The 13242-nt window shown below is 48.6% G+C and carries 12 protein-coding genes, 1 tRNA gene and 2 rRNA genes; 13 read left to right on the forward strand and 2 right to left on the reverse strand.

Annotated elements, in window-relative coordinates:
• From ACX1DY_RS29850 to ACX1DY_RS29900, 11 genes are all read left to right on the forward strand, one after another.
• Positions 1 to 117: ribosomal RNA gene (locus ACX1DY_RS29850) — 23S ribosomal RNA — on the forward strand; the annotation flags it as partial.
• A gap of 128 nt (positions 118 to 245) precedes the next feature.
• A 5S ribosomal RNA gene (rrf, locus tag ACX1DY_RS29855) occupies positions 246 to 362 on the forward strand.
• A gap of 389 nt (positions 363 to 751) precedes the next feature.
• Entirely contained in the window at positions 752 to 2209 is a 1458-nt protein-coding gene (gene guaB / locus ACX1DY_RS29860) for an IMP dehydrogenase (RefSeq protein WP_458967751.1), read from the forward strand.
• Between the two features lie 120 nt (positions 2210 to 2329).
• Entirely contained in the window at positions 2330 to 3721 is a 1392-nt protein-coding gene (locus ACX1DY_RS29865; RefSeq protein ID WP_458967752.1) for a D-alanyl-D-alanine carboxypeptidase family protein, read from the forward strand.
• 112 nt (positions 3722 to 3833) lie between these two features.
• Positions 3834 to 4715 (forward strand): pyridoxal 5'-phosphate synthase lyase subunit PdxS, encoded by an 882-nt coding sequence (gene pdxS / locus ACX1DY_RS29870; protein WP_458967753.1) that lies wholly within the window; start codon positions 3834 to 3836, stop codon positions 4713 to 4715.
• 19 nt (positions 4716 to 4734) lie between these two features.
• Entirely contained in the window at positions 4735 to 5319 is a 585-nt protein-coding gene (gene pdxT / locus ACX1DY_RS29875; RefSeq protein WP_458967754.1) for a pyridoxal 5'-phosphate synthase glutaminase subunit PdxT, read from the forward strand.
• An 85-nt stretch (positions 5320 to 5404) separates the two neighbouring features.
• Positions 5405 to 6694, forward strand: a complete 1290-nt coding sequence (gene serS / locus ACX1DY_RS29880) for a serine--tRNA ligase (RefSeq protein WP_458967755.1) — start codon at positions 5405 to 5407, stop codon at positions 6692 to 6694.
• 64 nt (positions 6695 to 6758) lie between these two features.
• Positions 6759 to 6847 (forward strand) — tRNA-Ser (locus tag ACX1DY_RS29885).
• A gap of 143 nt (positions 6848 to 6990) precedes the next feature.
• Positions 6991 to 7332 carry a hypothetical protein gene (locus ACX1DY_RS29890; RefSeq protein ID WP_458967756.1) on the forward strand — a complete coding sequence of 114 codons (342 nt, stop codon included), beginning with the start codon at positions 6991 to 6993 and terminating at the stop codon, positions 7330 to 7332.
• 13 nt (positions 7333 to 7345) lie between these two features.
• Complete coding sequence (locus tag ACX1DY_RS29895; RefSeq protein ID WP_458967757.1) at positions 7346 to 7498, forward strand: small acid-soluble spore protein P; 153 nt, start codon at positions 7346 to 7348, stop codon at positions 7496 to 7498.
• A 99-nt stretch (positions 7499 to 7597) separates the two neighbouring features.
• Positions 7598 to 8692 carry a hypothetical protein gene (locus tag ACX1DY_RS29900; RefSeq protein WP_458967758.1) on the forward strand — a complete coding sequence of 365 codons (1095 nt, stop codon included), beginning with the start codon at positions 7598 to 7600 and terminating at the stop codon, positions 8690 to 8692.
• 80 nt (positions 8693 to 8772) lie between these two features.
• Here the strand turns inward: ACX1DY_RS29900 and ACX1DY_RS29905 are convergent, their stop codons facing one another.
• Complete coding sequence (locus tag ACX1DY_RS29905) at positions 8773 to 9330, reverse strand: GNAT family N-acetyltransferase (protein ID WP_458967759.1); 558 nt, start codon at positions 9328 to 9330, stop codon at positions 8773 to 8775.
• Between the two features lie 40 nt (positions 9331 to 9370).
• Entirely contained in the window at positions 9371 to 9880 is a 510-nt protein-coding gene (gene tadA, locus ACX1DY_RS29910; RefSeq protein ID WP_458967760.1) for a tRNA adenosine(34) deaminase TadA, read from the reverse strand.
• Positions 9881 to 10184: 304 nt separating this feature from the next.
• Between tadA and ACX1DY_RS29915 the strand changes: the two genes are divergently transcribed.
• On the forward strand, positions 10185 to 12512 hold the full coding sequence (locus ACX1DY_RS29915) for an ATP-binding protein (protein ID WP_458967761.1): 2328 nt from the start codon (positions 10185 to 10187) through the stop codon (positions 12510 to 12512).
• Complete coding sequence (gene rluF, locus ACX1DY_RS29920) at positions 12502 to 13203, forward strand: 23S rRNA pseudouridine(2604) synthase RluF (RefSeq protein WP_458967762.1); 702 nt, start codon at positions 12502 to 12504, stop codon at positions 13201 to 13203. The genes ACX1DY_RS29915 and rluF overlap by 11 nt, the downstream gene beginning before the upstream one ends.
• The last annotated feature ends 39 nt before the right edge of the window (positions 13204 to 13242 follow it).

A 13242-nucleotide genomic window follows, 5' to 3' on the forward strand; every position in this document is an offset into this window, starting at 1 on the left:
AAGATGAGATTTCCCAGTATGTAAGACCCCTTGAAGACGACGAGGTAGATAGGTTGGAGGTGGAAGCACGGTAACGTGTGGAGCTGACCAATACTAATCGGTCGAGGGCTTATCCAAAACACTATTACGCAGATTTCGTTTCGGATTCAGTTTTCAGGCGATCAAGGCCTGGGCAGGAAGGTAAACCGAAAGGTTTGATATTTTCTTGCAGCGATTTCGAGAAGCGGAAGCTTCGAAAAATCATGTTTGGTGGCGATAGCGGAGGGGTTCCACGCGTACCCATCCCGAACACGACCGTTAAGCCCTCCAGCGCCGATGGTACTTGGACCGAAGGGTCCTGGGAGAGTAGGACGCCGCCAAGCAACATGAAAGCCATTGTTGAGTCATCGACAGTGGCTTTTTTTGTTGGAGATATGTACTTTTATAATTCTACGGACAGTGTTAAATCATGGATGCACGCTTCAGAATTGTCCACTCTATACGGACTTTCGTCCAAGAATTCGCTTACCCGGTGTCCGTTTTCCGAATACTTTCTCAGATGATGTAATATTCTTGACAGGCCAAAAGCCCTTTGCTAAGATGGCAATAATATATTTTTGGACAAGCATCTCAAACCTTAATTGAAGATACGGATACGTCTAGCTTTCAGGTCTTTATCGGTGTCTGTCTGGTATGGACTTGAGCCTTAGTTTCTTCATCATAAAGTTTGCGGGCAGTTAGAATAACATATAATCGAGGAGGAATGACCCAGGTGTGGGAAGATAAGTTTGGCAAAGAAGGATTAACTTTTGATGATGTGCTGCTGGTGCCCCGTAAATCCGAGGTGCTGCCGAAGGAAGTAGATCTGGCCACGGTACTAAGCAAAAATGTGAAGCTGAACATCCCTCTGATGAGTGCGGGTATGGATACGGTCACGGAAGCAGCTATGGCGATTGCAATTGCCCGTGAGGGTGGGATCGGCATTATTCATAAGAATATGTCCGTGGAGCAGCAGGCGGAAGAGGTGGACCGTGTGAAGCGCTCCGAAAGTGGCGTTATTACGAATCCTTTTTCTCTTACACCAGAACACTTGGTATCCGATGCTGAAGTCCTGATGGGGAAATACCGTATTTCCGGTGTGCCTATCGTCGATGAAAGCAATAAGCTGGTTGGAATTCTAACGAATCGCGATCTTCGCTTTATTCATGATTTCAATATTCAGATCAAAGAAGTAATGACACATGATAACCTGGTCACCGCTGCCGTGGGCACTACGCTTCAGGAGGCAGAAGTTATTTTGCAGCGTCATAAGATTGAGAAGCTGCCTCTGGTGGATGAGAACAACATTCTCAAGGGTCTGATTACTATAAAAGATATCGAAAAAGCCATTCAATTCCCGAATGGTGCCAAGGATGCTCACGGCCGTCTGCTGGTTGGTGCAGCGATTGGGATTTCCAAGGACATGCTTGAACGGACAGAAGCTTTGGTAAAAGCCGGAGTCGATCTTATTACTGTCGATTCTGCACATGGTCACCATATCAATATTATTGATGCTGTCCGCAAATTGCGTGAGCTGTACCCGGATCTTACAATTATAGCCGGCAATGTGGCCACCGGAGAAGCAACCCGTGAGCTGATTGAAGCCGGAGCTTCGGTAGTTAAGGTGGGAATTGGACCGGGCTCGATCTGTACCACACGTGTAATTGCCGGTATCGGTGTACCTCAGATTACAGCCATCTATGATTGTGCTACAGTAGCCCGTGAGTATGGTATTCCAATTATTGCGGACGGCGGGATTAAATACTCCGGAGAGATTACCAAAGCTATCGCTGCTGGAGCATCTGCTGTTATGATGGGCAGCATGTTTGCCGGTACGGAAGAAAGCCCGGGGGAATCGGAAATTTACCAGGGCCGCAAATTCAAAGTGTACCGTGGTATGGGCAGTATGAGTGCTATGAAGCAGGGCAGTAAAGACCGCTACTTCCAGGATGATGACAAGAAGCTGGTTCCGGAAGGCATTGAAGGACGTGTTGCTTTTAAAGGAAGTCTTTCCGATACGGTTCATCAACTGATTGGCGGCCTGCGCTCAGGTATGGGATACTGCGGAACGAAAAATTTGACAGAGCTGCGTAACGACACTACGTTTATCCGGATTACCGGAGCTGGTTTGCGTGAGAGCCATCCGCATGATGTACAGATTACGAAGGAAGCTCCTAACTATTCCTTGTAATATGGCGTGGATTTTATGGACAGGCAGGACTAATTCGTCCTGCCTGTCTTTTTTTGCAGGTACCCCTGTGTTAGAATAGAACAAGCAATGATATGAGGGCAAAAAGGAGAGTAGTAATCATTGAAGCACAAGCGTAAATTCAGCGGTAAACAATTTGTGATTAAGACAGCGGCAGTAGGTCTGCTTTTAAATATGTTAGCATTTCCTGTAGGTTCGGTACTGGCCGAAGCGGTGAAGACACCGGCAACCACTAAGTCAGGCACAGCAGCAGCAACAACTCCTAAGACAACTGCAGTTAAGATTCCTTCGGTAGAGAGTCTTGGGCTCAACTTGAAATCGGCGGTATTGATTGAAGCCTCCACGGGTGAGGTGCTTATGTCTTTGAATGCGGACGTGGCTCTGCCTCCGGCAAGTATGACCAAGATGATGACAGAATATCTCGTTGCGGATGCCGTAAAGAAAGGCCAGCTCTCTTGGGATCAGAAGGTCATTGTGCAGGAGAATGCCTCCAAGCAAATTGGCTCGCGTATTTTTCTGGCACAAGGGGATGAACATACTGTAAAAGAGCTCTATATAGCGATGGCGGTAGGCTCTGCAAATGATGCCACTGTAGCTTTGGCGGAGCAGGTAGCAGGATCTGAGCAGCAATTTGTAGCATTAATGAACGAAACTGCTCAGAAGATGGGCATGAAGACAGCTTATTTTATTAACTCAACCGGTCTTGACCGGGCCGATATGCCTGCGAAGTTCCAACCCAAGACTGATCGTGAAACCGTAATGTCTGCTATGGATGCAGCTATTCTCGCCAAATATATTGTTACCGATCATCCTGATTTCTCGGATTTCACAACTATACAGTCTTACAAATTCCGTGAACGTGATAAGAACCCGATCATCAACTATAACTGGATGCTTGAAGCGAACAAGAACATTCCTAACTTCAAGGCGTATGCATATCCAGGCCTTGATGGACTGAAGACAGGGCATACTACCAAGGCGGGCAACAACTTCACAGGTACTGCCGTTAGGAATGGAATGCGGCTGATCAGTGTTGTAATGGGAGCCAACTCCGAGGCACACCGTTTCACTGAAACGAAGAAGGTGCTTGATTTCGGCTTCAATAATTTTGAGGTCAAGCAGGTTGTAGCACCTAAGGCTGTGATTGCCGGCAATGAGACAGTTCCTGTGCTGAAGGGCAAGAACAAAGACGTTTCCGTAGTTACGGACGCCGGAGTTACCTTTATCGTACCTAAGGGAACCACTTCTCCGCAAATCAAGACCACCGTTGTAACCAATGATCCAACAACTTTGGTTGCGCCAATTCCGGCAGGGACCAAGGTGGGCAAGGTTACCTACTCATACCAGGTAGCAGGGATTTCTCAGGTTCAGGAGAAGACCGTTAATCTGATTACCGCAGAAGAGGCTGAGAAGGCCGGCTGGTTCAAGCTACTGATGAGAGCAATCGGAGAATTTTTTGCCGATCTGTTTAAAGGAATCAAGAACTTGTTCTAACGGCGGTAAATGTTGAAAACAGGAGATAATCCGAGTAAATACGTTGTATATATTTCCGCCTTGCGGTAAAATTATTAGTTAGATTAAGGAAGATTAGTCGGGAGGCTTGGACATGGAAACAGGAACAGCGCGAGTTAAAAGAGGTATGGCAGAAATGCAAAAAGGCGGCGTCATTATGGACGTCATGAATGCAGAGCAGGCTAAAATTGCTGAGGCTGCGGGGGCAGTAGCCGTTATGGCCCTTGAACGCGTACCTTCTGATATCCGTGCAGCGGGCGGTGTAGCACGGATGGCCGATCCTACAATTGTAGAAGAGGTTCTCAAGGTGGTAAGCATTCCGGTTATGGCGAAAGCTCGTATCGGTCATTACGTAGAAGCTAAGGTTCTGGAATCACTGGGTGTCGACTATTTAGATGAGAGTGAAGTGCTTACTCCCGCTGACGAAGTGTTCCATATCAATAAACGTGAATTTACGGTTCCGTTTGTATGCGGGGCAAAAGATCTGGGTGAAGCGCTGCGCCGCATTAACGAAGGTGCTTCCATGATCCGGACCAAGGGTGAACCGGGAACGGGGAATATCGTTGAAGCTGTTCGCCATATGCGCTATATTAACAGCCAGATCCGTAAAGTAGCCAATCTTTCACTCGATGAGCTATTTAATGAAGCTAAGACATTGGGTGTTCCTTATGAGCTGCTGCTTGAAGTACATGAGCTTGGCAAATTGCCGGTTGTCAACTTTGCCGCTGGCGGTGTAGCAACTCCCGCTGATGCTGCTTTAATGATGCATCTTGGTGCAGACGGTGTATTTGTAGGCTCTGGTATTTTCAAATCGGACAGCCCAGAGAAGTTTGCCCGTGCAATCGTAGAAGCAACGACTCATTATACGGATTACAAATTGATTGCAGAAGTATCCAAGAATCTCGGCACCCCGATGAAGGGAATCGACATTGCCACACTGTCACCAGCAGAACGCATGTCGGAACGCGGTCGTTAATAGAGAGAAGGTTGTCCGGATGAAGATAGGAGTGTTGGCGCTTCAAGGCGCCGTAACAGAGCATATTGTCAGTATAGAGAAGACCGGGGCGCAAGGCCTGCCAATCAAGCGTGTAGAGCAGCTTGAGGAGGTACAGGGACTGATTATTCCCGGCGGAGAGAGCACAACCATTGGCAAGCTTATGCGGAAGTACGGCTTTATTGAAGCCATACGCGATTTTGCCGGACAAGGCAAGCCGATTTTCGGGACATGCGCCGGCATGATTGTACTGGCTAAGCGTATCGCCGGTGGCGAACCGGGCCATTTGGAGCTGATGGACATTACCGTTGCCCGCAATGCCTTTGGCCGTCAGCGGGAGAGCTTTGAATGCGATCTGGAGGTTAAAGGTATTGATGAGCCGGTGCGGGCTGTATTTATTCGCGCACCACTCATCAATGAGGTTGGTCCTGAGGTTGATGTGCTGACAGTCTATAACGACGAGATTGTGACCGCTCGCCAGGGCAATCTGCTTGTATCCTCTTTTCATCCGGAGCTGACAGATGATTACAGGCTGCACCAATACTTTGCCAATATGGTGAAGGATAGCGTAGCAGCCAACCAATAAAACTGCATATAAGAACATCCTGACTCTTTCAAAGCTGTGAACAGCAATTTGAAAGAGTTATGATTGTTTTCAGGAGGGAAACTTTGTGTTAGATGTAAAGGTATTGCGCAGTGACTACGCCAAGGTAGAAGAGGCGCTTGAGAAGCGCGGCAAGTCGCTTGATTTGATCGCTGAATTTCCGCAGCTCGATCTGCGCCGCCGTGAGCTGCTGCAAGAGACAGAAGGACTGAAGAACCGCCGGAATACCGTGTCGGGTGAAGTTGCAAAGAAGAAGAAGAACGGCGAACCTGCCGATGACTTGATCACAGAAATGCGTACTGTGTCTGACCGGATCAAAGAGCTGGATGACGAGGTGCGGGAGCTTGAGACCCGAATTGAAGAATTGACCATGAATATTCCGAATATCCCCCATGAGTCTGTGCCTGTAGGCAAATCAGAGGAAGAAAATGTTGAAGTGCGCCGCTGGTCACAGCCGCGTGAATTTGGGTTCACGCCGAAGTCACATTGGGAGCTGGCGCAGCAACTGGATATTATTGATTTTGAAGCCGCTGCCAAGGTTACGGGCTCACGGTTTGCTTTCTATAAAGGGCTGGGAGCGCGTCTGGAACGTGCACTGATTAACTTCATGATGGACCTTCACAGCGGGGAACATAGCTACGAGGAGATGCTGCCGCCATATATCGTCAACAAGGACAGCCTTTACGGCACTGGCCAGCTTCCCAAGTTCGAAGAGGATCTGTTCAAGCTGCGGGATACTGAATATTATCTCATTCCTACGGCTGAGGTCCCGGTTACGAATTACTATCGTGAAGAGATCCTGACCGCTGCAGATTTGCCAAAATACCATGTGGCCTACAGCTCCTGCTTCCGTTCTGAAGCCGGCTCGGCGGGCCGTGATACCCGCGGGCTGATTCGCCAGCATCAGTTCAACAAGGTAGAGCTGGTCAAGCTCACCACACCTGAGACCTCCTATGAGGAGCTGGAAAAGATGACAGCAGACGCAGAGCGCGTGCTGCAGCTGTTGGAGCTGCCGTACCGTGTACTCGCGCTCTGCACAGGTGATATGGGCTTTACCGCGGCCAAGACGTACGACCTGGAGGTATGGCTGCCGGAATGCGGGATGTACCGTGAAATCTCCTCTTGCTCCAATACTGAGGATTTCCAGGCGCGCCGGGCAAATATCCGTTACCGTAAGGAGCCTAAGGCCAAGCCTGAATTCGTTCATACGCTGAATGGCTCCGCTCTGGCCGTTGGCCGGACAGTAGCTGCCATTCTGGAGAATTATCAGCAAGAGGATGGCAGTGTGTTGATCCCTACAGCGCTGCAGCCATACATGCGGAATGTTAAAGTGATTAGTCCTAAAGCTAATCAATAATTATAGTTGCGTTTTTCTAAGAATGTGTGGTACAATCCTAATGCATGTGAAATTTTGATGCATTGGAGAGGTACCGAAGCGGTCATAACGGGGCGGTCTTGAAAACCGTTAGAGTGCAAGCTCACATGGGTTCGAATCCCATCCTCTCCGCCATTACTTTAAAAGCTAAATACGAACAGATAGAAGCTGCCTTCCTTGGAGGGTGGCTTTTTTATTATATTATTGGAATCTGTGCCAACTAGAATAAAAAGCCCCATTTCTCCGCAATGTATTAGAGAAGGAGGCTGATAAGAACAATGAACCGACAATTGCATATGGATCAGCAAAGTCTGGTTTCTGCGTGGCAGGAGCGTTTGCCTGCCCTGATGGAGGATGGAGACAGTTTTAGCGTACAGGGTGATGAGGCGGACCGTAACAGCCTGCTGATTCATTTTAATGCCGCCGGACATCAAGCTTATACCCTTGATTTCCGCTGTACTTATGTTGATAGCCGTGAGGTGGCTGTGAATCTGATCGACGTCGAGCAGGATGGACGCCATACGGATGAACGTGCCGGCGCTATTCAACAGTTGGCGCAGCAGTACACGAGACAGATTCACGAATGTGCCCAGGCGCTTCAAGGCTTGACCAATCCATAGGAGGCGAACCGTAATGAGCAAACCCAAAAGCGTGCCTGTTCCTGGAACCGAGGAAACCCGTCAAAGCCGGCGTAACGATCATAAATCTTCCGGACCTGAGCCGCTTTCCGGCTCCAAAAAGGTAAAACAGGCCAATCATGTGGACCATCATAACCCGCAAGGCTGAAAACATGGGATAATATGAAACAAATGGTTTCTGTTATTTGCCAAATGGTTTATCATTAAGGAGGGGAAGAATCTTTATACATGGGAGAGGAGATTTTTAATGAAAAAAAGATGGGGGTTATCCGCTGCTGCTTTGTTGCTTACAGCCGCAGTAATTTTGCCTGGCTGTGCTAACAAGCAGGAAGCACCTAAAGAAGCTTTGAAGTCCGCCGCTATCAAAGCGACTACACTGAAGTCATATGAAATGAAAAGCAAGGTGGTCATTAACAATTTGACTATTGATGCGCCAACCGGTGGTGAGACAGATGCGACAACTGCGCAGGTGCTCAGTATGCTCAAGAACGCTGACATTTCAGTTGAGGGTGTATACCAGGCAGAACCATTGCAGACTGAATTAACAATGGTGTTGAATCTGAAGGGCGATATGACGATGTCCTTCAACATTCCTATGGTTATGGCAGGGGAGAAGATGTACATCAAAATCCCGTCAATTCCATTTTTGCCGCTCCCGGAATCAGTTGTTGGCAAGTTTATAGAGCTTGATCCTAAGGAACTGGCAGAGCAGGGAGGAACCGACTGGAATCCTGCCACTATGGATACTCAGAAGATGCAGAAGCTCTCCAACGAGGTCCTGAACACATTGATGGGCGAGTATGATGAAGCAAAATATTTTAGCGATATCAAACTGAAGGATGCAGGCTTGCCGGAAGGCGTACAGGCCGAACAGGTTGTACAGTTCAAGGTGACCAATGATAATGTCAAAGAAGCGCTCACCGTTCTTGTGAATAATGCCCTGCCGAAGATCATTGATATCCTGGGCAAAGAAGAATACAAGGACATGCTGAAAATTGACGCCGCCGATTTGTCCAAAGCTAAGGAAGAGCTTAAGTCCAGTGAATCCCGCAAAGAGTTCGACAAGGACCTGGCTGACCTCGGCAAGTATCTGACGATCAACCAATTCCATCTCAATACGGCGATCAACAAAGATAATTACCCTGTGTACCAGGATCTGCTGATGGATTTCAAGGTCAATGATCCGGACAAAGGCGAGAATGTCAGCTTATCCGTAAGCGCGAGCAATCAATACAACAAGATTAATGAGAAGCAGACGTTTAAGATCGGTATTCCTAAAGGCAAGGATGTTATTACCCTGGAAGAACTGCAGCAACAGTTTGGTAGTCTGGGCACTTATTAAACTCACGTAGCAATAGAAATCCCGCATGTGTGAAAATTCATCACGCATGCGGGATTTTTTTAGAAAATATACACTTCTTCCTATTGCACGACATCTTCGGCGAGGATGGCGTAGGTGCGGTGATCCTGAAATTCTCCATTGATCTTAATGAAGCGGCGGGCGATCCCTTCAGCCTGGAAGCCGTTCTTCTCCAGAACCCTGCGGGAGCCAGTGTTATGCAGCAGGATGGCGGCTTGCACTCTGTTCAGGCCAAGGGAGCGGAAGGCGAACTTCAGAATGAGGCCAACGGCAGCGCTTGTATATCCTTTTCCTTGCAGGGCATAATCAATAAAATAGCCGATATCAGCATATTGTCCGACGCCGCGGACTACATTGGAAATGGTGATTTGCCCGACCAGCTGGCCGTCCAGCAGAAAGATGCCGAACATATATCCCTTGTCCTGCCGGGATTCCTCCAGGCGCTGGCTGATGAGCCTCTGCTGGCTCTCCAGCGTAAAGTAGTCTTCCTCACGCAGAGGCTCAAACGGCTGATGATGCTCTTTATTGCGCAGGCGCAGCTTAAGTAGTTCGTCGACATCCACAAGCTGCAGCAGTGTAATATAAATGCCTTGAGTAGTATCGTATAGCTTAATAGACATGGGTGTTCCTCCTTTTCGATGCAGCTGTGCTCTGGAATGTTTAAGGCTTGGAAGGCTTCTGCCGCAAGCGGCGGAAAAAGGTAGTCAGCAGCTCTGCACATTCCTTTTGTAATATGCCTTGTATAATCTCGGTGCGGTGATTAAACCGCGGCTCCTCCAGAAGATTCATCAGGGTTCCTGCGCAACCGGCTTTGGGATCAGGGGTGCCGTATATGGTAAGCGGTACTCTGGACTGGACCATCGCTCCGGCACACATGGGGCATGGCTCCAGTGTAACGTATAGCTGGCAATCCAGCAAACGCCATGAATTCAGTGCGGCACTGGCCTCACGAATGGCGACCATTTCAGCATGGGCGGTGGAATCCATCGTCGTCTCTCGCAGATTATAGCCGCGTCCGATAATTTCACCCTGGCGGACAACAACCGCACCAATAGGGACTTCTCCCAGCGCTTCTGCCTTCTTGGCCTCCGTAATCGCTTCTCTCATCCAATATTCATGAATCGCCAATTCCTCAGGCGACAGTTCATTATGTATCCTATCCAAACTCATCTTCCCTTCTGCAATCGGTCCTTGTACAACGAACAAATATTCGTTCTTAACAAACTGTGCACAACTCTGTGGATAATACCTGATTTATACACAATGTTGTGCACATGGCTATCTGATAAAATGTTTATATGTGCATAACCTGTGGATGGTTTCTCATCCATTGTAGAGAAAGTGTCAGTGAAATTCAATATTTCGCGAAACAGAGGGCCTCTGTGAAATGTCTTTTCAAATGGAGGGGCAAAAGGTATGATGTTTATTGAACACTCCGCTAGGATTTACCAGCGGTAAGAGGTGAAAAAACAGCTTGTCCATAAAAATAAAATTATCGGCAATTATTTTTGGTTCGGTGCTTCTAATTTTGACGCTTACCCTTACCCTTAATCTTCATGCTGCCCGGAGCAATCTTCGTAATGAAAGTATAAACAACATGAAGATGACCGCCAAGCAAATTGCCGTTTCCGTCGAGCAGAGCAGTTACAGCTCTAATTATGTGCAGCACCAAATCGCCCAGAACCTGCGAATGACCGCTATCCTGGCCTCCAGGGAGCTTGACCCTGATATCAAGAATGTGAAGAATGAGCAGCTACAGGTGCTTGCTCATAAGCTTGGTGTGTCTAATATTTCACTTCTGGTCAAGACTGATGATGATATAGTAGTTGCCAAATCCTCAGATCCAAGTGAGCTTGGTCTGTCTACCAACGGGATGGGTTATTGGTATGTAGCCCTCCTTGAGCTGTTTACGGGTCAGGAGGTATCGGTTGAGCAGGGAGAGAGCTTTGAGAATTTCTGGTCCGGACCGTTTGAATACTCGACCTCCAATCCGAAGTATATTGAGAAGTGGGGATACTATCATGATAAAGCAAGAAACTACATTATAGATCCTTACATTCGCAGCACAGCGGTGAGTGATTATATTAGAATTATGAATCCTGATGAGATCGTCCGGCAGTCCAAAGAGGTGAGCCCGGGAATTCTGGAAATAACAGGGATAAACCCCAAAACCTTTGGATCACCCAGCATGCAGCCGGATGGAAGCGATTCAGCGAATCAAAAGCTGCGAACTCGTCCCATTAAATATGGCACCTATACCTTTGGCAACGTGGAGGAGGATAAGGCGGCAGTTATGGAGGCGGTAAGCGGTGGAAAGCCGATCACACTGGATACACAAGCGCTTGGCAAAAGAGTGCTCAAAAGCTTCATCCCAATTATGCAAGCGGGTACAGAGAATTATGTCATCAGTGTGGTTATGGATTATTCGGTCATTTCTTCCGTCATCAAGAAGCAGTTGATTAATAATGTCAGCACTTCAGTTATACTGCTTGTAGTCTTTTTTGTCGTAAGCTATATTCTGGCGGGTATTGTTACCCGGCCGATTAAGGATATACTGGCAAAGGTAAACGATGTGGCCAGAGGCAAGTTCGAAACTCCGTTAAAAGTAGACAGCCGTGATGAGCTGGGACAACTGGCCCACCGGATTAATGCCATGACCTCACATCTGCTGCAGCATACCAACCGGCTGGGGCAGACGCTGGAAGAGAACCGGGCAGTCAAGGAACATCTGGAGTCGGTAATCAACGGTACCTCTGATGCCATTCATACAATGGATATGGATGGCCGGATTACCAGCACGAATCGGGCTTTTGAAGAGCTGTACGGCTGGAGTGCGACTGATACATTACCTAGGACGCCTTATCTGGTACCTGCCACAGCTCAGAAGCAGGAAGAAATCAGGCTGAAGGAGCTGAAGAACGGAGCGGTTCTGCCTCCCCTGGAGACCATAAGGCTCAAACGGGACGGCTCACTTGTTGAAGTCAGTGTCAGCACCTCGGTTATTCGCGATGAGGAAGGAGAGCCACAGTCCTTTGTCCATGTGTCGCGCGATATGACGGAGCGGAACCGGATTGAGGAGCTGCTGAGACGTTCCGAGAAGCTGACTACAGTTGGCCAGCTTGCCGCCGGGGTTGCGCATGAGATCCGAAATCCGCTGACCACACTGCGGGGATTTCTGCAGCTTCAGCAGGAGAAGAAGGTTTTGGTTCCGCTTCATGTTGAGCTTATGCTCTCGGAGCTGGAGCGGATTAATCTTATTGTCAGTGAATTTTTGATTCTGGCCAAGCCGCAGGCCGTCCATTTTCAGCAGAAGGATGTCCGGCACATCCTAAGTGATGTGGTCTCTCTCTTGAGCAGCCAGGCGCATCTTTTCGGAATAGAGTTCGAGACGAAGTTCTCGAAGCTGCCGGCAACGGTCCACTGTGAAGAGAATCAGCTTAAGCAGGTATTTATTAATGTCGTCAAAAATGCGATTGAAGCTATGCCTGAGGGCGGCACAATTACACTGGAGCAGGATACAGTTGACGGTTATGTAGTCATAGTGATTTCCGATGAGGGAGTAGGCGTTCCTGAGGAAATGCTGCCCAAGCTGGGTGAGCCGTTCTTCACCAACAAGGAGACGGGAACCGGACTCGGGCTGATGGTCAGCCAGCGGATTATCCAGTCCCATAAAGGCAGTATGGAAATCCGCAGTGAATACGGCTGCGGGGCTGAAGTAACAATTAAGCTGCCTGCGGCTGGCGAGGTTGCACCCGGGCAGAGCATGAACGAAGAACGGAGTGAAGACATACATGAGGATTAATAAGTTCATCAGTGAGACAGGATACTGTTCACGCCGTGAAGCAGACAAGCTGGTGGAAGGCGGCAGGGTTACCATTAACGGAGAGCGCGCTGTGCTCGGCAGTCAGGCTGAGACGGGGGATGAGGTGCGAATAGACGGCAAGCTTCTTAAAACGGGCAGCAAGGTCGTATACATCGCTCTGAATAAGCCTGTGGGTATCACCTCTACCACAGAAGCGCATATTCAAGGGAATATTGTCGATTTTGTTGGACATCATGAGCGGATCTTTCCGATCGGCCGGCTCGATAAAGACTCCGAAGGATTAATTCTGCTTACGAATGATGGAGATATCGTTAACAAAATCTTACGGGCGGAAGGCAAGCATGAGAAAGAATATATAGTTACTGTAGACCGCCCTATTACGCCAGCCTTTATTACAGGGATGTCGAGCGGCGTCAAAATACTGGGCGGGCGTACGCTGCCCTGTGAAGTGACGCGGGTCACCGAGCGGGTCTTCCGTATTATTCTCACAGAAGGCAAGAACCGGCAAATCCGCCGGATGTGTACGGCGTTTGGATATGAGGTCAGACGGCTGCAGCGCATACGGATAATGAATATTCGTCTTGGAGCCATGAAAACAGGGGAGTGGCGTGACCTGACTGCACAGGAGAAGCAGGAGCTGGGAGCTAATCTGAACTACCAACTGCAGTAAGCAAAGAATAAGAGCTGATCTGATGGTCTTGGTGAGACC

Source organism: Paenibacillus sp. BAC0078 (assembly GCF_054483875.1).

Bases quoted from the DNA above. Each gene is read 5' to 3' on its own strand.
- tadA (WP_458967760.1), bottom strand. From the start codon at position 9,880: ATGAGTTTGGATAGGATACATAATGAACTGTCGCCTGAGGAATTGGCG.
- pdxS (WP_458967753.1), top strand. From the start codon at position 3,834: ATGGAAACAGGAACAGCGCGAGTTAAAAGAGGTATGGCAGAAATGCAA.
- rluF (WP_458967762.1), top strand. From the start codon at position 12,502: ATGAGGATTAATAAGTTCATCAGTGAGACAGGATACTGTTCACGCCGT.
- ACX1DY_RS29905 (WP_458967759.1), bottom strand. From the start codon at position 9,330: ATGTCTATTAAGCTATACGATACTACTCAAGGCATTTATATTACACTG.
- ACX1DY_RS29900 (WP_458967758.1), top strand. From the start codon at position 7,598: ATGAAAAAAAGATGGGGGTTATCCGCTGCTGCTTTGTTGCTTACAGCC.
- ACX1DY_RS29895 (WP_458967757.1), top strand. From the start codon at position 7,346: ATGAGCAAACCCAAAAGCGTGCCTGTTCCTGGAACCGAGGAAACCCGT.
- pdxT (WP_458967754.1), top strand. From the start codon at position 4,735: ATGAAGATAGGAGTGTTGGCGCTTCAAGGCGCCGTAACAGAGCATATT.
- ACX1DY_RS29890 (WP_458967756.1), top strand. From the start codon at position 6,991: ATGAACCGACAATTGCATATGGATCAGCAAAGTCTGGTTTCTGCGTGG.